Origin of the sequence: Segnochrobactrum spirostomi (genome assembly GCF_009600605.1) — a bacterium.
In the GTDB taxonomy this organism is placed as follows: domain Bacteria; phylum Pseudomonadota; class Alphaproteobacteria; order Rhizobiales; family Segnochrobactraceae; genus Segnochrobactrum; species Segnochrobactrum spirostomi.
The window spans coordinates 2,424,857-2,448,755 of record NZ_VWNA01000001.1 but is presented as its reverse complement, the minus strand read 5'-3'; the positions used below and the strand labels follow the sequence as shown (position 1 = coordinate 2,448,755).

The window sequence follows — 23,899 nt, the reverse complement described above, 5'->3', positions numbered from 1 at the left end:
CCGGGGGAGCGGCACGATGATCTTCTTCATCCTCCGCCGCGTCGCCCTCGGCTGTGCCATTCTCGCCGTCGTCGCGATCCTGCTCTTCACCATGATGCACCTCATCCCCGGCGATCCGAGCGTGGTCGCTCTCGGGCCGCGCTCGACACCGGAGATGCGCGAGGCGTTCCGCCAATTGATGGGGCTCGACAAGTCGGTGCCCGAACAGCTCGGCCTGTTTCTCGGCCGGCTCGCCCATGGGGATCTCGGCGAGGACGTCTGGAGCCGGCGCCCGGTCGCGGTGATGATCTGGGAGGTGCTGCCCTACACGGTGACGCTCGCGCTCACGAGCCTCGCCTGGGCGGTCGGGCTCGGCACCCTGCTCGGCTGCGTCGCCGTCACCCACCACGGCCGCTGGCCGGATTGGCTAATCGGCGTGCTCTCGGTCGGCTTCGTCGCCGTCCCCTCCTTCGTTGTCGCGCTCTATTCGCTGCTCGTGTTCGCCGTCGCGCTCAACTGGCTGCCGGCGATCGGGGCGGGCGAGCCGGGGAACCTCGCCAGCCAGGCGAAAGCGCTCATCCTGCCCTCCTTCGCGATCGGGCTCGGCTGGGTCGGCTATATCGCGCGCATCGTGCGGGCCGCCATGATCGAGGCGATGGGCGAGCCCTATGTCCGCACTCTCCGCGCCTTCGGCGTCGCCGAGGGCCGCATCGTCTATGCCTATGCCCTCAAGCAGGGCTTCCTCGCCGTCGTCTCGGTGATCGCGATCGGCTTCGGCGGTCTCCTAACCGGCTCGGTGTTCGCCGAGATCGTGTTCTCCCGCCCCGGCCTCGGCAAGATGACGTACGACGCCGTCATCTCGCGCAATTATCCGATCGTCATCGGCACGGTGCTCGTCACCTCGGCCCTCTACGTGACCTGCATGATCGTCGCCGACGTCGCCGTCGCCTGGCTCGATCCCCGCGTGCGGAGGTCGCTGTGAGATGATGGCCACCATCGACGATCCCCTCATCGCCGCCACCGCCGCCGAGCCGGACCTGCCGCCGCGGCGCAAGGCGAGCGAGCTCATCCGCCGCGTCGCCTTCAACCCGATCGGCGGCATCGGCTGCACCCTCGTCGCCGCGATCCTGATCGTGGCGATCTTCGCCCCCTGGATCGCACCCTATTCGCCGACGGCGATCAACGTGCGGGAGCGGCTCGCCGACCCCTCGCTGCTCCACCTCCTCGGCACCGACCAGCTCGGCCGCGACCTGTTCTCCCGCGTCGTGCTCGGTACGCAGACCGCCATGACGGTCGCGCTCCTCTCCCTCGGCCTCTCGCTCGCCGCCGCCCTGCCGCTCGGCCTCGTCGCGGGCTACGGGCCGCGCTGGCTCGACGCCGCCCTGATCCTCGTCTTCGACAGCCTGAGCTCGCTGCCGATGATCATGCTCGGCCTCGCCATGGTGGTGCTGCTCGGGCCGGGCATCCCGACGGTGATCCTCGTCATCGTGGTCTATTCGGTGCCGAGCTACGCCCGGCTGGTGCGCTCGCAGACGCTGAGCCTCAAGGCGCGCGATTTCATCAAGGCGGAGCAGGCCATGAATGCCGGCCTCGGCCGCATCCTGTTCCGCCACCTCCTGCCGAACGTGATCGGGCCGCTCCTCATCCTCGCCTGCCTCGATCTTTCCACCATCATCACCCTCGAAGCCGGGCTCTCCTTCCTCGGGCTGGGGGTCAAGCCGCAGATCCCGAGCTGGGGCAACATCCTCAGCGACGGCTTCGCGGTGATCCGCAAGACGCCGGTGCCGGTCATCGCCGGCGGCGTGCCGCTCGTGCTCGCGACCATCGGCTTCACCTTCTTCGGCGAGGCGCTGCGCGACGCCCTCGACCCGAAACTCGCGCGGGAGCGGCGGCCATGAGGACGGAGACCGCCGCGGCCCGCGAGACGTCCCCGGCGGCCGACGCCGCCGGCCCCGTGCTCGAGATGCGCGACGTCTCGATCACCTATGCCGGCGGGGTGCCGGCGGCGATCGGCGTCGATCTCACCATCGCGGCGGGCGAGATCGTCGGGGTGATCGGCGAGAGCGGCTCGGGCAAGACCTCCCTCGCCCATTCGGTGCTCGGCCTGCTGCCGTCCTCGGCGCGGATCACGGGCGAGCGGCTCAGCCTCGCCGGGACCGACCTCCTCGGCGCCGACCGCCGCACCCTCGCCGGCTTACGCGGGCCGGCCGCGGCGATGGTGTTCCAGAACCCGATGACCGCCTTCAGCCCGCTCCACACCCTCGGCCGGCAGCTCGCCGACCTGATGTGGCGCGAGCGTGCGTCGACGGAGGAGAAGCGGACGCGCATCGTCGCGGCGCTGAAGGATGTCGGCCTGTCCGATCCCGAGGCCCGACTCGGCTGCTATCCGTTCGAGCTCTCCGGCGGCATGCTCCAGCGCGCCGCCATCGCCGCCGCGCTCCTGATGCGCCCGGCGCTCCTCATCGCCGACGAGCCGACGACCGCCCTCGACGTCACCACCGAGGCCCAGATCCTGCATCTGATGCGCGAGCTCAACGCCGCCTCGGGCGTCGCCATTCTGATGATCTCCCACCATCTCGGCGTCATCGCCGAACTCTGCGACCGGGTCGCCGTGATGTATGCGGGGCGGATCGTCGAGGAGGGACCGGTCGAGGCGATCTTCGCCGCGCCGCGCCATCCCTATACCCGCGCCTTGTTCGCCTGCGAGCCGGCGCTGATCGCCGCCGGGGCCGGGCGGATGCCGGTGATCGCCGGCGAGGTGCCGCGCGCCGGCCGGCCCGGCTGCGGCTTCGCCCCGCGCTGCGCCGAGGCAGAGGGGCGCTGCGCGAGCCTCACCCCGCCGCGGGTGGTGGTCGACACGGCAGGCGGTGTCCACGCCGCCCGCTGCCTGCGCCTCGATGCGGCGGGAGGCACGGCATGAGCGCGCCCGTGCTCGAAACCGAGGCGCTGTCGATCGCGGTCCCCGCGGGCCGCGCCCTGCCGTTCCGCCCGGCGCGCCGGCTCTCGATCGTGGAGGAGGTCTCGCTCGCGATCCGTCCCGGCGAGATCGTCGCCCTGGTCGGCGAGAGCGGCTCGGGCAAGACCACCTTCGGCCGCGCCCTCGTTGGGCTGGTGAAGCCGACCGCGGGCACGCTCACCTTCGAGGGCACGCCGCTGCCCGACTTCTCCCCCGCGAGCTATCGCCGCGTGCGGGCGCGCACCGCGCTCCTGTTCCAGGACCCGGCCTCGTCGTTCAATCCACGCCAGCGCATCGGCTCCATCGTCGCCGAACCGCGGCGCATCGCCGGGACCGGCGGCACCGACGAGACGGCGCTCGCGGCCCTGGTGCGGCAGGCCGGCTTGTCCCCGGCGGTGCTCGACCGCTTTCCCCATGCCTTGAGCGGCGGGCAGGCCCGGCGCGCCGCGATCGCCCGCGCGCTTTCGGTGGTGCCCCGCCTCGTCGTCGCCGACGAACCGACCGCCGGCCTCGACGTCTCGGTGCAGGGCGGCGTCCTCAACCTCTTCCTCGACATCCGCGCGGCCCACGACACCGCGTTCCTCGTCATCACCCACAATCTCGCGGTCGTGCGCCACATCTCCGACCGCATCGCGATCCTCTATCTCGGCCGCGTCGTCGAGAGCGGGCCGACGGCGGCGATCTTCCGGGCGCCGCGCCATCCCTATACCCGCGCGCTGATCGAATCCGAGCCGGTGCCCGATCCGCGCCGCCGCCGCACCGAGCCGCCGGTCGCCGGCGAGGTGCCGAGCCTCGCCAACCGGCCGTCGGGCTGCGCCTTCCATCTCCGCTGCCGCTTCGCCGCCGAGCGCTGCCGCACCGAGGCGCCGCCGGAGATCCTCGTCGGCCCAGACCACCGCCTGAGCTGCCATTTTCCGCTCGCCGAGACTGCCGCGCCCGCGGCCGGTCCGCGGGCCGCCGCACTCCAAAAAAGAGCCTAAGGCTCGAACCAGAGGGATGCCGCCATGACCGACCCGTTCGCCTTCACCCGACGACGCTTCCTCGCCGGCGGCGCGCTCACCGCCGCCGCCCTCGCCGCCCGTCCGCGCCTCGCCTTCGCCCTCGACGGCGACACCCTGGTGGTGCGCGGGGCCTCGGACATCCAGATCCTCGATCCCGCCTTCCAGAACGGCCTTCTGGAAGAGGAGGTCGGCCGCGCCCTGTTCCTCTCGCTCAACCGGCTCGGCGACGTGCGCAACCCGACCAACTGGACGCCCTATGCGGCGAGCGAACTGAAGCAGGTCTCGCCGACCGAGATCGCCTTCACGCTGCACGATTGGCTGGAATGGACGAACGGCTTCGGTCCGGTGACCGCGGACGACGTCAAATATTCCTTCGAGCGGGTCGCCGATCCGGCCAACAAGTCGGCCTGGGCCTACGCCTTCGAGGCGATGGACAAGGTCGAGGTGACCGGCGAGCGCACCGGCAAGATCCACCTCAAGAAGCCCTACACGCCGTTCTGGGTGACGACGCTGCCCTATTATATGGGTCACATCGTCTCCCGGAAGGCGCTCGAAAAGGTCGGCGGCAAGTTCACCACCGACGTGCCGACGAGCGCCGGTCCCTACGTCATCGAAAAGTGGGTGCCGAAGCAGAGCCTGACGCTCGGCCCCAACGCCGGCTGGAAGGGCGACAAGCCGACCTTCCCCAAGGTGCGCTTCGAGATCGTGACGGACGACGAGTCCGCCGCGCTCGCCTACGAATCGAAGGCGCTCGACTACACGAAGATCAGCCTCAACACGCTGGCGACCTACCGCACCAAGCTGCCGGCCGACACCACACTGATCGAGATGAACGGCAACCGCCTGTCGTGGCTGACGATCAATCTCGGCAATCCGAAGTTCAAGGACGAGCGGGTGCGCCGGGCGCTGCAATATGCGCTCGACATCGATCAGGTGATGCAGGGCGCCTATTCCGGCCTCGCGGCGCCGGCGACCGGCGTGGTGCCGCCGAGCATGTTCGGCCACCGCGACAAGATCCTCTACCCGGCCGATCCGGAGAAGGCGAAGGCGCTCCTCGCCGAGGCCGGCGTCTCGGACCTCACGATCGAGCTCGCCACCCTCAACGACAAGACGAGCCAGCTCATCGCCCAGATCGTCCAGGCGCTCTATGCGGCGGTCGGTGTCACCGTCGACATCAAGAGCTACGACGAGGGCGTCTATTGGACCCTCGGCGACAAGTCCTCCGGCGACACCTGGAAGACGCTCGACATGGTGCTGATGAACTTTGCCGGCGGCGTCGACCCGTCCGAGAACCTGACCTGGTTCCGGCCCGGCCAGATCGGCATCTACAACTGGTCGCAATTTGACGATCCGGCCTTCGAGGCGGCCTACCAGCAGGGCGCCGAGGAGACCGATCAGGACAAGCGCGGCGCGCTCTATCGCAAGATGCAGGACATGATGGAGCAGTCCGGCGGCTTCATCTTCCTCACCCACGAAACCTTCGCCGCCGTCGCGCGGGGCAATCTCAAGCCCTTCATCCTGGCCGACGGCTATCTCGACATCGCACGCGTGACCAAGGGGTGATGCCGTGAGCCTCGCATCCTCTCAACCCGTCGGCCTTCAGGCGACGCTGCCGTCGTCCTGGTATCTCGAAGACCGCATCTACGGCCTCGAGAAGGAGCACATCTTCCTCCGGGAATGGTTCTGCGCCGGCCGCGAATCCGACGTCGCGGCGCCGGGCTCGCATCTCGTCGTCGAGCTGTTCGGCCAGAGCGTCATCGTGGTGCGCACGCAAGAGGGCGGGCTCCGCGCCTTCTACAATGTGTGCCGCCACCGCGGCGCCGAACTCTGCACCCGCGCCGGGCTCGAGGCCCGGCCGGGGCGGGCCGACCTCCGGGGCGGCGTGGTCGGACGCAACCTCATCCGCTGCGCCTACCATTCCTGGGCCTACGATTTCGAGGGCGACCTCGTCGCCGCCCCGCACCTCGTCGCCGCCCCCGGCTTCCGCAAGGAGGATTTCTCGCTCCACCCGGTCGGCGTCGACACCTGGGGCGGCTTCCTGTTCCTGAACTTCACGCCGGCCGAGGCGCCGCCTCTGATGAGCGTGCTCGGCCCCATGGCCGAGCGCATCGCCCGCTATCCCCTCGCCGATCTGCGCGTCGGCGCGAGCCTCCATTACGAGGTGGAGGCGAACTGGAAGGTGATCGCCGAGAACTACAACGAGTGCTACCACTGCGCCGGCGTCCACCCGGAACTCTGCTCGGTGGTGCCGGCCTTCCGCGAGAACGGCGGGGCCATGCTCGATTGGGAGCGCGGCATCCCCCACCGCGACGGCGCCTACACCTTCACGGCGACCGGCACGACGACCCGGCGCCCCTTCCCGGGCCTCGACGCCGACGAGCTCGTCCGCCACAAGGGCGAGCTCGTCTACCCGAACCTGATGGCGAGCCTCGCCTGCGACCACGCCGCCTGCTTCGTGCTGACCCCCAAGGGGCCGAGCCGCACCGACATCGAATGCCTCTTCCTGTTCGAGCCGTCGGAGATCGAGAAGCCGGGCTTCGACCCGTCGGACGCGGTCGATTTCTGGGACCTCGTCAACCGGCAGGATTGGTCCGTGTGCGAGCGCGTGCAGCGGGGCATGGCGAACCGCGTCCACCAGTCGGGCTTCTACGCGCCGATGGAGGACTGGAACCTCGACATCCGCCGCTACGTCACAGATCGCATCGGCGATTATGTGTGAGGCGTAGGCCGCCGTGCCGGGGCCGCGGCGATCACGGCGAGGAGGGCCTTCGCGGCGCCGCTCGGGTGGCGCTCGGGATGGCGGAGGACGTGGAACGCGCGCTCCGGCAGATCGATCGGCAGGCGGGTGAGCCGCCCGGCCGCGATGCCCGCGGCGGCGATCACGTCGGAAATCGCCGTCGCTCCGAAGCCGTCCTCGACGGCGGCAAGGATGGCTTCGTTCGACGGCAGTTCCAGCGCCGCGTCGAGCCCCTCGGGCGCGACCCCGAACCGGGCCAACGCCTGCTCGAAGGCCGAACGGGTGCCGGACCCCGGCTCGCGCAGCACCCAGGAGCCGGCGGCGAGATCGGCGGGGGTCCGCGGCGGATCGGCGATCCAGGGATGGCCCGGGCCGACCACGACGACGAGCCGGTCCCGCGCGACCGCGGTCACCAGCAGATCGGGATTGTCGACCGTGCCTTCGACGAAGCCGAGCTCCGCCGTCCCGGTCTCGACCGCCAGCGCGACCTGCGCGGTGTTGCCGACCGAAAGGTGCAGCACGACTTTCGGATGCGCGCGGCGGAAGGCGACCAGGTGGCGCGGCAGCCAATAGCCGGCGATGGTCAGGCTCGCATGCACCGACAGACTGCCGCGGTCGAGGCTGCCGAACTCGGCAAGCACCCGCTCCGCCGCCTCGGCGCGGGCGAGCACGGCCTGGGCCTCGCCGAGGAAGACGCGGCCCGCCTCGGTCAGCAGGATGCGGCGGCCGACCCGGTCGAACAGCGGCACCCCGTAGCGTGCCTCGAGCGCCGCGACGGCACTGCTCGCCGCCGATTGGGCGAGGTTCAGCGCCTCGGCCGCCCGCGTCATGTGCTGGCGCTCGGCCACCGCCACGAAGATCCGGAGCTGTTCGAGGGTCATCGCCAGGGTCGCCCGACATCAATCTGATATCGAGATCGTATCAAGCTGGAACATCTATTGGATAGATCGTTCGACGGGACGTAATGTCCATCGCGTTGGGCCGGCAGGTGTCGCGAGGCGACATCCCGGCCCGCTCCGAACGGGCAGCGCGGACGGCCTTCTCGCCGCCGCCGAGGCCGAGGGGGATGTCATGAGCGAGCAGATGATCAGCGGACACGCGACCACGGGCGCGGCGATCCCGGCGCCGGTCCTGGCCCCGAGCGCGCCGAGCGCGGCGGGCGGCACCTTCGCCGACGTCATCCGCCGCTTCACCCCGAACTGGTTCGCCGCGACCATGGGCACCGGCGTGCTCGCGCTTGCTCTGAACCAGTTTCCCCTGCCGATCCCCGGCCTCCACGCGGTCGGCACCGGGCTGTGGCTCTTCAACATCGCCCTGTTCATCACCTTCTCGGTTCTCTACGGGGCGCGGTGGGTGATGTTCCCCCGCGAGGCGCGGCGCATCTACGGCCATTCCGCCGCCTCGATGTTCTTCGGCACCATCCCGATGGGCCTCGCGACCATCGTCAACGGCTTCCTGGCCTTCGGGATCGGGCTGATCGGCGATCAGGCGGTCGCGATCGCGACGGGGCTGTGGTGGTTCGATGCGGCGCTCTCCCTCGTGATCGGCGTCGGCGTGCCCTACCTGATGTTCACCCGTCAGGACCATACGATGGAGAAGATGACGGCGATCTGGCTCCTGCCGATCGTCGCGGCGGAGGTCGCGGCGGGCAGCGGCGGCCTGCTCGCCCCCCATCTCGCCCCGGCGCAGGGCTTCCAGGTTCTGGTGCTCTCGTACGTGCTGTGGGCCTATTCGGTGCCGGCCGCCTTCTCGGTGCTGACCGTCCTGCTGCTCCGCCTCGTGCTGCACAAGCTGCCGGGGCGTGACATGGCGGCCTCGGGCTGGCTCGCCCTCGGCCCGATCGGCACCGGCGCGTTCGGCCTGATCGTGCTCGGCGGCGACGCGCCGGCGGCCTTCGCCGCCGCCGGCCTCGGCGAGGTCGGCCGGGTCGCCTTCGGTCTCGGTCTCGTCGGCGGGCTGATGATGTGGGGCTTCGGCCTGTGGTGGCTCGCCCTCGCGGTCCTGAAGACGCTGCATTATGCCCGCAGCGGCATGCCCTTCAATCTCGGCTGGTGGGGCTTCACCTTCCCCCTCGGCGTCTATTCCCTGGCGACCCTCGCCCTCGCCAGGACGACCGGCCTCGCCTTCTTCCAGGTGTTCGGCGCGGTTCTGGTCGTCGGTCTGACGGCCTTCTGGGCGGTGGTCGCGGTCAGGACGCTGCGCGGTGCGCTCTCCGGCGCGCTGTTCATCTCGCCCTGCCTGATCGAGGCCGCGATGCGGGAGCAGTCGGACGTCGTCTGAACGCCGTCCCATACGAAAGCACGAAAGCCCCGGCCTTCCCGCGAAGGCCGGGGCTTGTCCGTTCGAGACGCCCCCCTTCAGGTGGCGCCGTCGTGGAAATGATCGAAGATGACGCGGGCGAGGCTCTCGGAGATGCCCTCGACCGCCATCAGGTCCTCGACGCCGGCGCGGCCGATCGCCTTGGCGGTGCCGAAATGGCGGAGAAGCGCGCGCTTGCGGGTCGGGCCGATGCCGGCGATCTCGTCGAGCGGGTTCGCCACGAATTCCCGCGATCGCCGCGCCCGGTGCGAGCCGATGGCGAAGCGGTGCGCCTCGTCGCGGAGCCGCTGGATGAAATACAGCACCGGATCGCGCACCGGCAGGCGGAAGGGTTGCCGCCCTTCGATGTAGAACGTCTCGCGCCCGGCATCGCGGTCGACGCCCTTGGCGACGCCGACCACCGCGAGGTCGGACGGCGCGATGCCGAGATCGTCGAGAATGGCGCGCGCCGCCGCGAGCTGGCCGGCACCGCCGTCGACGAGGACGAGGTCCGGCCACGGGCCGACACCCGAGACGTCCGCCGCGCTCTCCTCGCCGCCGTCGTCGTCGGCCTCGGTCGGATCGCCGCCGGCGCGCGGGCCGGCCTCCCGCACCAGCCGGCCGAAGCGGCGCGACAGCACCTCCCGCATCATGCCGAAATCGTCGCCCGGGGTGATCTCCGTCGAGCGGATGTTGAACTTGCGATATTCCTTCTTCACGAAGCCTTCTGGCCCGGCGACGATCATGGCGCCGACCGGGCTCGTGCCCATGATGTGGGAATTGTCGTAGACCTCGATGCGCCGCGGCGCCCGGTCGAGGCCGAAGGCGGCGGCGAGGCCCTCGACGAGGCGGCCCTGGGTCGAGGTTTCGGCGAGCCGGCGGCCGAGCGCCTCCTTGGCGTTGGTCAGCGCATGCTCGACGAGATCGCGCTTCTCGCCGCGCTGGGGCACGGCGACCTCGATCTTCCGCCCGGCATGTTCCGAGAGCGCGGTCTGCAACAGCTCCTGCTCGGGCAGCGCGTGGGACAACAGCACTAGCCGCGGCACCGGCTTGTCGTCGTAGAACTGGGCGAGGAAGCTTTCGAGCACGTCGCCCGCCTCGAGGCTCGGATCGGCCTTCGGGAAATAAGCCCGGTTGCCCCAGTTCTGGCCGGTGCGGAAGAAGAACACCTGGATCGCCGTGTGCCCGCCCTCCTGATAGGCGGCGAACACGTCGGCCTCCTCCACGCTCTGGGGATTGATGCCCTGGTGGGAGGTGACGTGGGAGAGCGCGGCGATGCGGTCGCGGTAGATCGCGGCATGCTCGAAATCGAGCTCTTCGGCGGCATGCTCCATCGCCCGGGCGAGCTCGGCCTTCACCGTCCCGCTCTTGCCGGCGAGGAAGTCGCGCGCCTCGCGGACGAGCTCGCCATAATCCTCGAGGCTGATCTCGCCGGTGCAGGGGGCCGCGCAGCGCTTGATCTGGTGCAGGAGGCACGGCCGCGTCCGCGTCTCGTAGACGGCGTCGGTGCAGGAGCGGATGAGGAAGGCCTTCTGGAGCGCGTTGAGGGTGCGCCCGACCGCGCCGGCGGAGGCGAACGGGCCGAAATAATCCCCGGTCTTGGTGCGCGCGCCGCGGTGCTTCTCGATCGGCGGCGCCGGATGGTCGCGCCGGATCAGGATGTAGGGGAACGACTTGTCGTCGCGCAGGAGGACGTTGAAGCGCGGCCGCAGCCGCTTGATGAGGTTCGCCTCGAGGAGCAGCGCCTCGGTCTCGGTGCGGGTCGAGACGAACTCCATCGCCGAGGTCGCCTGGATCATCCGCACGATGCGCGAGGAGAGCCCGGTCGGCCGCGTATAGGAGGTGACGCGCTTCTTGAGGCTGCGCGCCTTGCCGACATAGAGCACGTCGCCGTTTGCCGCGATCATGCGGTAGACGCCGGGCCCGTTCGGCAACCGCTTCACCACGTCGGCGATGACGGCGACGCCGCGCTTCAGCGGCGTCTCGCCCTCGGGAAGCTCCACCGACGCGAGCTCGGTCGGCTCCTCCTCCATCGCCTCCGGCCCATCGGCCCGCACGGGCTCGACGGCGGCCGGACTCTCGGCCGGGGTCGGAACGGGATCGGGGGCGGATTCGGTCGACGAATCCTCGGGCGGAACGGACATCGGCTGTGACTGCGCTGAACGGGTCGCCGGCGCCGACCAGCGGCGCGGACATCGCCCTTCATGTATGGGACCCGGCCGCCGGAGGCAAATCGGAGGGGGGGGGAAGCGTCTCGCCCGCGGCGAGGACCCCACCCCGCCGGCCTTCGGCCGTCGACCCTCCCCCTGGCAGGGGAGGGTTTGGCGTCGCGGCGAGCGGCGAGGCCGTGAAAACTGATTCTTCCAGTCTTTTCAGAGCACTAACCTGCCAACAAACACGACGCCCCACCCTCCCCTGCCAGGGGGAGGGTCGGCGCGAAGCGCCGGGGTGGGGTCCTCGCCGCGCGCGAGGCGCCCCTCAGCCGCGCGCCGGGTCGATCGCGGCGAGGAACCGCGTCACCACGTCCTCGCCGGCGACCGGCTCGGAGCCGCACATCACGGCGACGGACAGGCCGATGGCGGAGGAGACCGGGTTGTGGCGGTCGGCGCCGGCGCGGAGGTTCATCACCAGGGTCGGGCAGCAGAACAGCGCGAGGCGGACGACGCGGCGCCAATCGGCGGGCAGGAGGCCGCGGGCCGCGAGGTCGCGCAAGAGCGGGCGCCAATAGAGCTCGGCCTTGGCGTCGAGGAGCGCCTGACGATGTGCCGGCAGCGCCCAATCGGTCTCGACGACGAGCCGGTCGCCACGCCGCTCGGCCCGTGCGGTGAACCGCGTCGCCGCGACGTCCGGGTCGTAGAGCCACAAGGGATGGGCGAGCACGTTGTGGAAGGTCGCCTTGACCTCGGCGAGGAGCGCCGGGACGTCCTCGCCGGCAAAGGCCGGATCGAACAGCGAGAGCGACGGCGCGCCGGGATCGTCGTGGAACCAGACATTGGCGTTGTGGGCGTCGCCGTGGGCGACGAGGCCGGCGCCGGCGAGCCGCTCGGGTGAAAGCCGCGTCGCCGCCTCGTCGAACATGGCGCCGAGCGGCGTCGCATAATCGACCCCGTTGACGACGAAGCGGAGCGCGGACAGCGTCTCCCAGTCGAGCGTGACACCGGGGAAAGCGAAGGTCTTATCGGGATAGGAGGTCTTGCCGCGATAGAAGCTCACGAGCCGGCCGCCGGGATAGGTGCCGGCCGGCAGGTCGACGAGGCGCTGGTGAAACAGCCGATGGATCGGCTCGGCCGCGGCGGTGGCCGCATCGATCGGATGCAGCGTGCGCGCGGCGATCGCGGCGAGCCGCCCGTTGAGCGCCCGCTCGGCCGCGACCGCGCGGGCGGCGAGCGCCGCATCCGGGGCGAGATCGAGGGCGCGCAGCACGTCGGCGAAGCGCGGCTCGCTGCGGCGGCGATAGATCAGGATCTGCTCGCCGGGCTCGGCCGAGACATGAACGGGCCGGTCGATCGGCAGGCCGGCCTTGGCGAGGATATCGACGCGGTAATATTCGCCACGCATCGCCTCCTCGCCCTCCTCCTGATGGAACTTGAAGAAGAAGGGCTCGCCGCCGGCCGAGAAGAAGCCGTTGAGCGAGTTCAGGCTGTAGCGGTCGTCGTTGAGCACGATGTCGCTCGCCGCGAGGCCGAAAAGATCGGCGAGCAGCGCGGCGAGACGGCCGGTCGCCCCGTCCCGGTCGCCGGCCTTCACCAACGCGCGAATCTCGGCGGTGCGGCTGTCGGCCATGGCGGCGCGTCCTTTTCGGTGGGCGAGGGCGTCGAGCTTGTCTAAGACAAGGTAGACAAGTTGCATGCCGCCGCGATCTCGGCAAGATCGCGGGCGAGATCGCCGACAAGAGCGCAGACGAACGTACCCAAGCGCGCCGACCAGAGCGCGCGTCCCCCGCCAACCGCCGACGGACCCTTCCCATGACCGACGTTGTTCTCGACCGCCCGCTTTATTGGCAAGACGTCGTCGCCGTCGCCGACGGCGCGGCCCTCTCCCTGTCCGAGGGGGCGCAAGCCCGCATCGCCGGGGCGCGGGCGATCGTCGAGGCGATCGTGGCGCGGGGCATCCGCGCCTACGGGGTCAATACCGGCGTCGGCGCCTTGTGCGACGTCATCGTGGACACGGCCCACCAGCGTACCCTGTCGCGCAATCTCCTGATGAGCCACGCCTGCGGCATCGGCGCGCCGCTCGGTGCCCGCGAGACCCGGGCGATCATGGCGGCGGCGATCAACAATTATGCCCACGGCCATTCCGGCATCCGGCCCGAGGTGGTGGAGGGGCTCGTCGCGCTCCTCGCCGGCGGGGTGGTGCCCGAAGTGCCGGCTCGCGGCTCGGTCGGCTACCTGACCCACATGGCCCATATCGCCCTGGTCCTGATCGGCGAGGGCCGGGCGCGGATCGGCGACGAGACCCTGAGCGGCGCCGAGGCGCTCGCCCGCATCGGCCGCGCCCCCCTGGTGCTCGAAGCCAAGGAGGGGCTCAGCCTCGTCAACGGCACGCCGTGCGGCAGCGGCCTCGGGGCGGTGGCGCTCGCCCGCGCCGCGCGCTTCGTCGCCTGGGCCGACGCCACGGCGGCGCTGACCTTCGAGGCGCTCGGCGGCCAGATCGCGGCATTCGACCCGGAAAGCCTCGCTTTGTTGCGCTCGCCCGGCATCCGCGAGACCGGCGACGCCCTGCGCCGCCTGCTCGACGGCAGCCCGGCGCTCGCCGCCAGCGCCGGCCGCCGCACCCAGGACGCCTTGAGCTTGCGCGCCGTGCCGCAGGTCCACGGTGCCGCCCGCGACGTGTTCGAGACGACCGGCAACACCCTCGACCGCGAACTCGCCTCGGTCACCGACAACCCGGCCGTCGCCGGCACCCCGGAGGAGCCGAAGGTGTTCTCCGAGGCCCATGCGGTCAGCGCCTCACTCGGGCTCGCCCTCGATTCGCTCGGCGTCGCGGTCGCCGAGATCGCGGCGATGTCCGAGCGCCGGCTCGACCGATTGGTGAACCCGCTCGTCAGCGGCCTGCCCGCCTTCCTCGCCGAGGACGGCGGCGCCTCGTCGGGCTTTATGATCGCGCAATATGCCGCCCTCGCCCTCGTCGGCGAGAACCGCCGCCTCGCGGCCCCGGCGAGCCTCGATGCCGGCGTCACCTCCGCACTCCAGGAGGACCATCTCGTCCATTCGACGCCGGCGGCGCTCAAGGCGCTCACGATCCTCGACAATGCGGAGCAGATCCTGGCGATCGAACTCCTCGCCGCCGCCCAGGCGAGCGAGATCGCCGGCTTCGGCGGCGCCCGTGGCACCGAGAGCGTCTACGAGCGGGTGCGTGCCGAGATCGGTCCCTATCGCGACGACAGGCCCCTGTCGGACGACCTCGCCCGCGCCGCCGCGCTGATCCGCGGCACTCTCGCGCCGCAGGGCTGAAGGCGCGCCCCTAGTCCATCCCCGGCCGGTCGCGCCGCAGCGACTTGACGCCGGCGCGGCTCTTCTTCGCCTCCAGCCGGCGGAGCTTGGAGCCGAGGGTCGGCTTCGTCGCCCGCCGCTTCTTGGGCGGCGCGGCGGCCTCGCGGATCATCGCGACGAGGCGTTCCAGCGCCTCCTCGCGGTTGCGCTTCTGGCTGCGGTGGGATTGGGCGATCAGGACGATCACGCCGTCGTCGGTCGCCCGCGCCCCGGCGAGGTGCAGAAGGCGGATCGCCACGTCGTTCGGCAGCGACGGCGAGCGTCGCGCATCGAAGCGCAACTGCACCGCCGTCGAGGTGGTGTTGACGTGCTGTCCGCCCGGCCCGGAGGCCCGCACGAAGCTCTCCTCGATCTCGGCGTCGTCGAGGACGATGGTCTCGGTGACGCGGATCATCGGGTGGCGTCCGGCTTGGCCCCGGTCAGGGGGTGACGACGAGCTTCTCGCGGATGACGTAGAGTTTGCGCACCGCGACGAGGGTTTCCCAGGTGCCCTTGAAGCCGGCCGGGATGAAGAACATGTCGCCGGCCTTGTAGGTCTCCGCCGAACCGTCGGCGGCGACGAGCCGGACCTCGCCTTCGAGGATCACGCAGACCTCGTCCTCGGTGTAGTTCACCGTGAGGACGCCGGGCTGGTGGACCCAGAAGCCGACGCTGAGTTCGCCGGCGGCATCGGTGAACAGGTTGTCGCTCGCGCTCGGTCTGGCATCCGACACGGCGAGGCTCGAAACGAGGCGCAAGGTACGCACCGCCTCGTGGATGGTCTCTCCGCCGGCCGTGCTCATGATCCCGTTCTCCCGAGGCGCTGCGATGGCCGCTTATCGCCCGCGGCACCGCTCTCGCGCAAGGTGCGGCGCTCGGGGGCGCGCCTCCGGAGCCGCCGAAACCGGCGTGCGGGCAAGCGAAACCATATGCTATCAGGAGACAGTCGCCTTCCGCGCTCCGCTTCGTGCGCCGGGTGTCGCGGAGGCGCGCCGGAGCGCCCATGTCCTGTCTTCTCGGTGAATTTCCCGAACGTCTCGCCGCCGCGATCGCCGCCGATCCCCAGACCGATCCTGCGAACACCCTCCATCACGCCGCGGAGGGCCTCAACACGATCGGGCTGCCGCTGTGGCGCCTCGGCCTTCACCTCGAAACGCTGCATCCGACCCGCAGCGGCGTCCAGATCATCTGGGAAGACGGCCAGATCACCCAGTCCGAGCGCGACCGGGCGGGCGCCACCGGCCCCGCTTATCAGGCGAGCCCGATGCGGATCGTCGACGACACCGGGCGCCCGCTGCGCCAGCGTCTCGTCCCCGGCGGCGCCGGCTTCGCCCCGCTCGAAGAGCTCGCGACCCGGGGCGGCACCGATTATCTGCTCCACCCCTTGCCCTTCGCCGACGATATCCGCACCGCCGCCGTCTCCTTCGTGACGCAACGCGAGGGTGGCTTCACCGACGAGGACATCGCTCGGCTCGGCCGGGCGGCGGCGGTCATCAGCCCGTTCGCCGAGCGCGCGGTGTTGCGCCGGATCGCGCTCAATCTGCTCGAGACCTATGTCGGCGTGCGGCCGGGCATGCGCATCTATCGCGGCCAGATCGAACGCGGCGTGCCGGAGCGGCTGGAGGCGGCCGTGCTGATCGGCGATCTGCGCGGCTTCACCGAGCTCTCGAACCGCGCCTCGCCGGAAGCGGTGATCAACCTCCTCGACAACTGGTTCGACCTGTTCGGGGTCGGCGTCGCGGCGGCGGAAGGCGAGATCCTGAAATTCGTCGGCGACGGCGTGCTCGCCATCTTCGGCGCGCACCGGGGCACGGCCGACGCGGCCGCGCGCGGGCTCAAGGCGAGCCGGGCGATCCTCGCCCAGGCCGATGCGCTGTCGATCGAGATCGGGGCGGAGACCGTGCCGGTGAAGTTCGGCCTCGGGCTCCACCTCGGCACCGTGCTCTACGGCAATGTCGGCACCGCGACCCGGCTCGATTTCACGGTCATCGGCCCGGCCGTCAATCTGGCGAGCCGCATCCAGGACCTCACCAAGACGGTGCCGGCGAACGCGGTCGCCACCGCCGAGATCGTGCGCGCGCTCGACGAACCGCTCGAAAAGATCGGCCGCTTCCCGGTGCGCGGCTTTCCCGAGCCCGTCGATCTGTTCCGGATCTGAAGGCGGACCTCAGAGATCCGCCCACTCGTAGCCGGCGACGTCGTCGCCGGTCGCGGCAGCGACGAGGAATTCGGCGACACGGCGCTCGTTGAAGAGGGCACGGTAGCGCGCTTGGCCGGCGCGCCCGATCGCCCGCCAGCTTTCGTCGGCGACGGCCCGGCGGAGCCGCGCCGCGAGATCTTCGGCCCCGTCAAAAAACAGCGCGTCCTCCTCGCCGAGAAAGCGGCGGAAGCCGCTGCCGCGCGGCATCGCCACGCACACGCCGGCGCCGAACAATTGGCCGATGCGATCGGACGAATAGAACGGCACGTCGTTGTGCTTGCCCCAATTGAGGGCGGCGCGGGCGCGCTTCAGCGCCTCGAAATAGGCCCGGCCGAGAAGACGCTGCTTGTCGATGCCGTAGCGCACGATCGCGAGCTCCGGCGCGGCGGCGGCGACCGCGTCGAGAAAGCGCCACTGCGCCGCCTTGCGGGCATAGCTGCTCATATAGACGAGGTCGGCGTTCTTCTCGTCGGCGGCGAAGGCGTCGACGTCCTCCATCGAGGCGTCGGTCGGATTGGGGATGTAGCGGGCGGGCACGCCGCTAGCTCGCAACGCCGCGAGCGCCGGGCCGGCGGTCGTCACGAAGGACAGATCGCAGACCGGGCCGCGGGCGACCATGCGGGTCATCACGTGGCCGTCGACCAGCGCGTCGCAATCGACATTGACGACGAGGCAGCCCGGATGCGCCGTCCGGAGCTTCGTCAGCGTCTCGTTCGTCACCACGTCGGCGTGGAACAGCGCGATCATCTCTGGGCGGAAATGCTCGGCGATCTCGAGGAGCGAAAGATTCGCCCGCGTCTTGCCGATGGCGAGGACTTTGGTGTGGGCGATGCGCGATTCCTCGCGGTCGCGGAAATGGATGACATTGTGGCCGGCGCGGATCAGGCCGTTCAGGATCTTCTTGTCGAACGCGTAATAGAAGCCGGCGAACTTATTCTTGTACCCCGGCGAGCAGACGATGATCCGCATTGATCAGGAACCAGCCTCGGTCACGGGCCCGCGCCCGCCTGGCGGTTCCGATAGCACGGGCGGGGAGCGAGGTCGAACCGGCGCGACGGCATCGCGCCGCTTGCCGGCGACGGGCGAGGTCGGATCGGCCGATTTGTCGGGGCTTCGGAGCCAGGACGGAAACACAGCGCGAACCCCTCCCCTGCCAGGGGGAGGGGTGGCGCGAAGGGCCGGGGTGGGGTCCGGGCGGGGCGAGTCCCCACCTCGACCCACACCTCACCCGCAGCGCGGTCTCCCATGCCGGAGTGTCATCGATCTGTTGCGGAGGCTCTCTAGAAAAGGGTCGTTGCACGGCTGTGCAAAGGCAGTTCAGCGAGGCTTGCATGGCTCGCCGTCGCCGCCTGGGTTAGCGTTCGTCCGATGCGGGGAGCACCGACATTCCCGGCGGATTGAACGCAACGAAGACACCGAGACCGTCCGCCGGCACACCGGCGGTCGGCTCCCGAGAGGACCGGATGAGCGAGACGAGCTTTCTCAGCGTGCGCGAGGCCCGCCTCGCCTTCGGTCGCACCCCGGTTCTGAACGGGGTCGCGATCGACGTGGCGCGCGGCGAGTTCGTCGCCCTGCTCGGCGCCTCCGGCTGCGGCAAGACCACCCTTCTGCGCGCCATCGCCGGCTTTCAGAGCCTCGATTCGGGGGCGATCCGGGTCGCCGGGCGCGACGTGACGGCCGAGCCGCCGGAGCGGCGCGGCATGGCGCTGGTGTTCCAGTCCTACGCGCTGTGGCCGCATATGACGGTGGCCGCGACGATCGGATACGGCCTCAAGCTGCGCGGCATCGCCCGCGCCGAGATCGAGCGCCGGGTGACCGCCATGCTCGCGCTGCTCGGGCTCGACGGCCTCGGCGGCCGCAAGCCGGCGGAGCTCTCCGGTGGCCAGCGCCAGCGGGTGGCGCTCGGCCGGGCGCTCGCCGTCGATCCGGAAATCCTCCTCCTCGACGAGCCGCTCTCCAACCTCGACGCCCGTATTCGCCTCACCGTCCGCCACGAGATCCGCGCCCTTCAGCGCCGCCTCGGCATCACCGCGATCCACGTCACCCACGACCGCGAGGAGGCCATGGTCATGGCCGACCGCATCGTCATCCTCGATCACGGCAACGTCGCCCAGGCCGGCACGCCGGAGAGCGTCTACAACGCCCCGGCCTCCGCCTTCGTCGCCGCCTTCATGGGTGCGGAAAACGTTCTGCCGCTGCGTGGTGCGAGGGTCGGCGACGCGATCGAGATCGCCGAAGGTCCGGATCATGCGGCGACCCGCGTGCCGGCGCTCGGCCGCCGCCTCGGCGGTCCGGAGCTCCAGGCCCGTTTTCGTCCGGAGGCGGCGAAGCTGCTGCCGGCCGGCGCCGCCGCGCCCGGTCCGGGCTTGACGGCCCGCGGGACGGTAACCGCGGTCAGCTATCCCGGCGGCCTCTGGCGTCATGCGGTTGCGATCGGCGGGCGCGACATTCAGGTCGATGCGGACGCGGCCTTCGAGCCGGGGCTCGCCGTCACGCTGTTCGTGCCGGCCGCGGCGCTGTTCCTGTTCGAGGCGGGCGATCCGGCCTGACGCGCCGACATGTTCTGCGGTGGACGACGGCTCCACCGATGAGGGGGCGGCCCCCGGGTCGTCCAGATGGGCCAGCAGCGCGCAGCGCCGCCGGCGGGGAGAACGAGCGAGGCCCCGCCTCGCATTCGACAGGGAGACAGCGGGATGAGAACGATGCTCACAGGCGCGGCCTTCGGGTTCGCGCTCACGGCCGCCACGGCGATGCTTCCGGCCGTCGCCGCGGCGACGGACCTGACCGTGGTCACCGCCGGCGACCAGAACATGGTCGATTACATCAACGATTATCTGGCGCCGCGCTTCGAGAAGGAGAATCCCGGCGTCCACGTCCGCGCCGTCGGCACCGGCCCGGGCGACGCCGGCTCGCAGAAGATCCTCGAGAAGCTCGACGCCGAGGCGAAGGCCGGCAAGGAGAGCTTCGACATCGACGTCGCCGTCGTGCACGAGAAGGCGGCCGGCAAGCTCGTTGCCGACACGCTCGTCGCGCCCTATCGCAGCGAGATTGCGACCGGCGGGCTCGCGACCCGGGATACGGTGAAGCGGGCGCTCGGCGCGGACGTGGACGGCTACGTGATGCCGATGTTCCACAGCCAGACGGCCATCGCCTACAACCCGGCGCTGGTTACGGCCCCGCCGAAGTCCTACGACGACGTCGTCGCCTTCGCGAAGGCCCATCCGAAGGCGTTCGGCTACAACGGCATCAAGGGCGGCATGTCCGGCGTCGCCTTCGTGGTCGGCTGGATCTACGCCTATGGCGGCGACGCCGACACGCTGATGAAGGGGCCCTACGACAAGGCCGAGGCGGCCAAGTGGACGCCGGCCTTCGAGAAGCTCAAGGCCTTCAATGCCGACGTGACGATGACGCCGGGCAATGCCGGCACCCTCGACATGCTGAACCGCGGCGAGATCGCCATGGGCCCGGTCTGGGTCGACATGTTCTACACGTGGCAGGCCGACGGCCGGCTCTCGCCGGACCTCAAGCTCTCCCTCATCGCCCCCGGCATGCCCGGCCAGCCGATGTACTACGTCATCCCCGCCAAGACGCCGAACAAGGTCCTCGCCGAGAAGTTCATCGCGCTCGCGACGAGCCCCGAGGTGCAGGCCGACGGCATCGTCAAGCGCTTCAACTGGTATCCCGGCATCGACGCGCCGGCGGTGCAGGCGAAGCTCGACGAGGCGACCTGGGCGAAGCTCTTCACCGACATCTCGCCGGCCGAACTCGCCACCCTCGGCAAGCCGTTCCCGATCGCCCCCTACTTCACCGACATCCTGGAAAATTCCGAACGCCAGGCGATGAACTGACGCCTTGGTATCCCTGCCGGATACCGAAGCGATCTCCTCGCTCCATCCTAGCCGCGGACCCTTCTCCCCCTCGGGGAGAAGGTGCCCCGAAGGGGCGGATGAGGGGGTTAATGCCTTCAACAATAAGCAATGTCCCGAGCCAAATCCGGGACCCTTCAGACCCCTCATCCGGCCCTATCGGGCCACCTTCCCCCCGCCATGCGGGGAGAAGGATGCGGCGAGGCCGATCCTCCGTAATCGCCCGCCGGCGGATATGGGCGAGACCCTAAGCCGGCGAACGATCGCGGCGACCCGCGACGGACCTGAGATCGAACGATGCCCGAGACCCTTCTCGCCACCGCCGGGCCGGACGCCCAAGCCGCCCCTCGGCGGCGCGGACACGGCGCGCTATCCTCCCCCGACATGCGCCAAGCCCTGCTCGCCCTCGCTCTGATCGCCCCCGCTCTCGCGACCGTCGCGTGCCTGTTCCTCGTGCCGCTTGCACTGTCCGTCGCCGGCGCGTTCGATGTCGGCGGCGCCTTCGGCTTCGGCAATCTCGTCAAGGCGTTCGAGCTCTACGGGCTCGACATCGCTTTCACGGTGGCGATCGTGGCGCTGTCGGCCGCATTGACCGCGCTCCTCTCGATCGCCATCGCCGGCTATCTCGTCCTCGGCGAGAACCGCACGGCGGTCGCGGTGCTGCGCTGGCTCTATCGCTGGCCGCTCTTCATCCCCTACATCGTCGTCGGCCAGCTTCTGCGCACCTTCCTCGCCAAGAACGGGCTAATGAACAACGTGCTCGTCGGGGCGGGCCTGCTCGGGCCCCTCGACACGGTGAGCTACCTCGATTGGCGCGGCATCGTCGCCGCCTTCGTGTGGAAGCAGACGCCGTTCGTGACGCTGCTTCTCGCCGGGGCGCTCGCCTCGCTCGACCGCGCCACCCTCGAGGCGGCGCGCAATCTCGGCGCCTCGCGGCTGCGCATCCTCGTCGAGATCGCGCTGCCCCAGGCGGCGCCGAGCCTGTTCGTCGGCCTGACGCTCTCGGTCGTCACCATCATGTCGGTGCTCTCGGTGCCGCTGATGATCAACGCCCAGTCGCCGACCATGATCACCGCCGACATCGCCTTTCGCATCAACGCCTACGGCGATTATCCGGTCGCCGACGCCCTCGGCCTCGTCTCGTTCGCGATCACCGCCGGCGCCGCCTGGCTCTATCTGCGGCACAGCCTCGCGGGGGGCGGCGATGAGCGCCGCCGCTGTCACCCGCCCCGCCCGCCGCCTCGCGCGGGGTCTGCCGGTCGCCGTGCTGATCGGTCTGCTCGCCTTCGCGATCTTCGGGCCGCTGTTCAACATGGCGGTTTGGGCGGTCGCCGAGCGCTGGTACTTCCCCCACGCGATGCCGTCGCAATACGGCTTCTCGTTCTGGGCGCGGGTGTTCGCGCCGCGCGGCGCGGCGCTCGCTTCGCTCGGCACCAGCCTCGCCGTAGCCTTGGCGACGGTCCTCGTCTGCCTCGCGATGGCGGTGCCCGCGGGCTATGCGCTGGCGCGCCTCAAGCTGCCGGCCCGCACCCTCGTGATGCTCGCCTTCCTCGCCCCGCAGGCCTTTCCGAACCTGCCCGTCTACGTCAACGTCGCCCGCATCTTCTACACCCTCGGCCTCGACGGCACCTTCGCCGGCGTCGTGCTCGTCCACGCCACCCACGGGCTCATGTACGCGGTGTGGATTGCTTCGGCCGCCTTCGCCGCGATCGATCGCGAACTCGAGGAGGCGGCCCGATCGATCGGGGCGAGCCCGTTCCGGGCCTTCGCCACCATCACCCTGCCGCTCGCCGCGCCGGGTCTCGCCGCGAGCGCGATCTTCGTCTTCCTCGAATCCCTCGACGAGTTCACCGGCACCTTCTTCGTCGGCGTTCCGGAGATCACGACCCTGCCGCTGCTCCTCTACAGCGCGGCGAGCGGCGGCAATTATCAGATCGCCTCCATCACCGCCCTGGTCCTGCTCGTTCCCTCGATCGCCTTCATGTTGGTCGTCGAACGCTTCCTCAAGGCCGACGTTCTGTCCCGCGTCGGCCGTTGAAGTCGGATCAAATTGTGCCATCTGCTGGCGAAGGCCAAAAAATGGTACAGATATTCCAGCTCGAATCATTGGAATTACGAACTAAGGTCGAATAGCCGGCTAAGTTCTTTGGTTCACCCGTCTTTCATGCACAACGCGCAGCAAGTCGAGATCATGGGTTCTTCACCCAAACTAACCCCTATGCGCCGGGAATTCGTCAGCGCCCAGGACGTCGCCGCCCAGGCGGGCGTGTCGCGGTCCGCCGTGTCCCGGGCGTTCACGCCCGGCGCCAGCATCGCCCCCGAGACCCGTCAGAAGGTCATGGCCGCCGCCGAGGCGCTTGGCTACCGGGTCAACGACCTCGCCCGCGGCCTTCTGGCCCGCCGCAGCCGGCTCGTCGGACTGGTCGCCTCCGACCTCGACACGCCGTTCCGCGCCGCGGTCGCGAGCGCGCTGACCGCACTGCTCATGACCCGCGGCAACGTGCCCACCCTGGTTCGGTTCGGCCCGTCCCAGCGCGACGGCATCGCCGCCCACGAGACGCTGCTGAGCTACCGGGCGGAGGCGACGATCTTCCTCTCGGGCACCCCGCCGGCGTCGCTGATCGATCTCGCCCGGCGCAACGGCCAGCCGCTCATCGCCCTCAACCGGACCGAGCCCGGCATCGACCACGTCCGCAGCGATCACGCCGGGGCCGCCCGCTTCGCGGCCGAGCGCCTGATCGCCGCCGAGTGCCGCACCCTGGCCGTCGTCACCTCCGAGCGCGACACCCCGAGCCTGGTGCAGCGCGTCGAGGCGTTCCAGGCGGCGGCGAACCAAGCCGGCTTCGCACCCCGGGTGCTGCGGATCGCCGACACCGATTATGCCGGCGGCCTCGCCGCCGGGCGCGCCTTGTTCGCCGGCGGCGAGCGCCCCGACGGGGTGTTCTGCGTCAACGACCTGATGGCGTTCGGCGTGATGGATGTCGCCCGCGGCGAACACGGCCTCGTCGTGCCGCGCGACCTCTGCGTGATCGGCTTCGACGACGTGCCCCAGGCGGCGTGGCGCGCCTACGACCTCGCCACGTTCCGCCAGGACCCCGACGCCCTCGCCGCTGCGGCGATCGAGGTGCTCGACAAGCGTCAAGCCTCCCATGAGGCGGCTGCGATCGAGATCGTCCTGCCGGCGACCTTCGTCGAGCGTGGCAGCGTCAGGTCGACCTGACGACGACCGACGTCCGACCCGGCTTCGCCTCCCGCCCCGCGGGATCTGGCGTCCGCACACCCTGCGGACGCCTTTTTTCGTTCCGGCGCATCGACAGGTTCGGAAATCGTTGCGAAGGCAGAACGGTAGCGTTCCGCCGCGCGGCTTCTCGGCAGACATCGGACTTGTTAA

General features: G+C 70.4%; 19 protein-coding genes and 1 pseudogene. 14 read left to right on the top strand and 6 right to left on the bottom strand.

The genetic code is table 11. The annotated features are described in order from the left end of the window. The first annotated feature begins 16 nt into the window (after nucleotides 1-16). Genes F0357_RS11045 through F0357_RS11020 form a run of 6 tightly spaced genes read left to right on the top strand, consistent with a single transcriptional unit; the run spans nucleotide 17 to nucleotide 6,655 of the window. On the top strand, nucleotides 17-961 hold the full coding sequence (locus F0357_RS11045) for an ABC transporter permease (RefSeq protein ID WP_153481130.1): 945 nt from the start codon (nucleotides 17-19) through the stop codon (nucleotides 959-961). A gap of 1 nt (nucleotide 962) precedes the next feature. After that, nucleotides 963-1,877: an ABC transporter permease gene (locus F0357_RS11040; RefSeq protein WP_246161431.1), complete on the top strand. Its 915-nt coding sequence runs from the start codon at nucleotides 963-965 to the stop codon at nucleotides 1,875-1,877. Then, nucleotides 1,874-2,899 carry an ABC transporter ATP-binding protein gene (locus F0357_RS11035; RefSeq protein ID WP_153481127.1) on the top strand — a complete coding sequence of 342 codons (1,026 nt, stop codon included), beginning with the start codon at nucleotides 1,874-1,876 and terminating at the stop codon, nucleotides 2,897-2,899. Before F0357_RS11040 ends, F0357_RS11035 begins: the two co-directional genes overlap by 4 nt. Beyond that, nucleotides 2,896-3,915: an oligopeptide/dipeptide ABC transporter ATP-binding protein gene (locus tag F0357_RS11030; protein WP_153481125.1), complete on the top strand. Its 1,020-nt coding sequence runs from the start codon at nucleotides 2,896-2,898 to the stop codon at nucleotides 3,913-3,915. Before F0357_RS11035 ends, F0357_RS11030 begins: the two co-directional genes overlap by 4 nt. Before the next feature lie 24 nt (nucleotides 3,916-3,939). Continuing rightward, the gene (locus F0357_RS11025) at nucleotides 3,940-5,499 is read left to right on the top strand and encodes an ABC transporter substrate-binding protein (RefSeq protein ID WP_153481124.1); all 1,560 of its coding nucleotides are present in this window, start codon (nucleotides 3,940-3,942) and stop codon (nucleotides 5,497-5,499) included. A gap of 4 nt (nucleotides 5,500-5,503) precedes the next feature. Continuing rightward, entirely contained in the window at nucleotides 5,504-6,655 is a 1,152-nt protein-coding gene (locus tag F0357_RS11020) for an aromatic ring-hydroxylating oxygenase subunit alpha (RefSeq protein ID WP_208948290.1), read from the top strand. Here F0357_RS11020 and F0357_RS11015 read toward each other — a convergent pair. After that, nucleotides 6,646-7,554, bottom strand: coding sequence for a LysR family transcriptional regulator (locus tag F0357_RS11015; RefSeq protein ID WP_153481122.1), 909 nt, complete (start codon nucleotides 7,552-7,554; stop codon nucleotides 6,646-6,648). The genes F0357_RS11020 and F0357_RS11015 overlap by 10 nt on opposite strands. A 190-nt stretch (nucleotides 7,555-7,744) precedes the next feature. On the opposite strand from F0357_RS11015, the gene F0357_RS11010 reads away from it, so the two are divergent. Further along, the gene (locus tag F0357_RS11010; protein ID WP_246161430.1) at nucleotides 7,745-8,953 is read left to right on the top strand and encodes a TDT family transporter; all 1,209 of its coding nucleotides are present in this window, start codon (nucleotides 7,745-7,747) and stop codon (nucleotides 8,951-8,953) included. 77 nt (nucleotides 8,954-9,030) lie between these two features. On the opposite strand, the gene uvrC is transcribed toward F0357_RS11010, so the two are convergent. Beyond that, on the bottom strand, nucleotides 9,031-11,115 hold the full coding sequence (gene uvrC, locus F0357_RS11005) for an excinuclease ABC subunit UvrC (RefSeq protein WP_208948289.1): 2,085 nt from the start codon (nucleotides 11,113-11,115) through the stop codon (nucleotides 9,031-9,033). 334 nt (nucleotides 11,116-11,449) lie between these two features. Further along, nucleotides 11,450-12,754 carry a hypothetical protein gene (locus tag F0357_RS11000; RefSeq protein ID WP_153481120.1) on the bottom strand — a complete coding sequence of 435 codons (1,305 nt, stop codon included), beginning with the start codon at nucleotides 12,752-12,754 and terminating at the stop codon, nucleotides 11,450-11,452. 182 nt (nucleotides 12,755-12,936) lie between these two features. On the opposite strand from F0357_RS11000, the gene F0357_RS10995 reads away from it, so the two are divergent. Beyond that, on the top strand, nucleotides 12,937-14,424 hold the full coding sequence (locus F0357_RS10995) for an HAL/PAL/TAL family ammonia-lyase (RefSeq protein WP_153481118.1): 1,488 nt from the start codon (nucleotides 12,937-12,939) through the stop codon (nucleotides 14,422-14,424). A 10-nt stretch (nucleotides 14,425-14,434) separates the two neighbouring features. On the opposite strand, the gene arfB is transcribed toward F0357_RS10995, so the two are convergent. Together arfB and F0357_RS10985 are read right to left on the bottom strand one after the other, a co-directional pair. Next, nucleotides 14,435-14,857: an alternative ribosome rescue aminoacyl-tRNA hydrolase ArfB gene (gene arfB / locus F0357_RS10990; RefSeq protein ID WP_153481117.1), complete on the bottom strand. Its 423-nt coding sequence runs from the start codon at nucleotides 14,855-14,857 to the stop codon at nucleotides 14,435-14,437. A 25-nt stretch (nucleotides 14,858-14,882) separates the two neighbouring features. Continuing rightward, the gene (locus tag F0357_RS10985) at nucleotides 14,883-15,245 is read right to left on the bottom strand and encodes a cupin domain-containing protein (protein WP_153481115.1); all 363 of its coding nucleotides are present in this window, start codon (nucleotides 15,243-15,245) and stop codon (nucleotides 14,883-14,885) included. Nucleotides 15,246-15,445: 200 nt separating this feature from the next. Here F0357_RS10985 and F0357_RS10980 point away from each other — a divergent pair, with 200 nt between their 5' ends. Then, the gene (locus F0357_RS10980; RefSeq protein WP_153481113.1) at nucleotides 15,446-16,600 is read left to right on the top strand and encodes an adenylate/guanylate cyclase domain-containing protein; all 1,155 of its coding nucleotides are present in this window, start codon (nucleotides 15,446-15,448) and stop codon (nucleotides 16,598-16,600) included. 9 nt (nucleotides 16,601-16,609) lie between these two features. On the opposite strand, the gene F0357_RS10975 is transcribed toward F0357_RS10980, so the two are convergent. Then, complete coding sequence (locus tag F0357_RS10975) at nucleotides 16,610-17,611, bottom strand: glycosyltransferase family protein (RefSeq protein WP_153481111.1); 1,002 nt, start codon at nucleotides 17,609-17,611, stop codon at nucleotides 16,610-16,612. Nucleotides 17,612-18,105: 494 nt separating this feature from the next. Between F0357_RS10975 and F0357_RS10970 the strand changes: the two genes are divergently transcribed. From F0357_RS10970 to F0357_RS10950, 5 genes and pseudogenes are all read left to right on the top strand, one after another. Then, nucleotides 18,106-19,191, top strand: a complete 1,086-nt coding sequence (locus tag F0357_RS10970; protein ID WP_153481109.1) for an ABC transporter ATP-binding protein — start codon at nucleotides 18,106-18,108, stop codon at nucleotides 19,189-19,191. A gap of 144 nt (nucleotides 19,192-19,335) precedes the next feature. Further along, complete coding sequence (locus F0357_RS10965; protein WP_153481106.1) at nucleotides 19,336-20,490, top strand: ABC transporter substrate-binding protein; 1,155 nt, start codon at nucleotides 19,336-19,338, stop codon at nucleotides 20,488-20,490. Nucleotides 20,491-20,892: 402 nt separating this feature from the next. Further along, nucleotides 20,893-21,711 (top strand): annotated as a pseudogene (locus F0357_RS10960) (ABC transporter permease); the annotation flags it as partial. A gap of 1 nt (nucleotide 21,712) precedes the next feature. After that, nucleotides 21,713-22,546, top strand: a complete 834-nt coding sequence (locus F0357_RS10955) for an ABC transporter permease (RefSeq protein WP_153481104.1) — start codon at nucleotides 21,713-21,715, stop codon at nucleotides 22,544-22,546. A 180-nt stretch (nucleotides 22,547-22,726) separates the two neighbouring features. Beyond that, complete coding sequence (locus tag F0357_RS10950; protein ID WP_246161428.1) at nucleotides 22,727-23,728, top strand: LacI family DNA-binding transcriptional regulator; 1,002 nt, start codon at nucleotides 22,727-22,729, stop codon at nucleotides 23,726-23,728. Nucleotides 23,729-23,899: the final 171 nt, after the last annotated feature.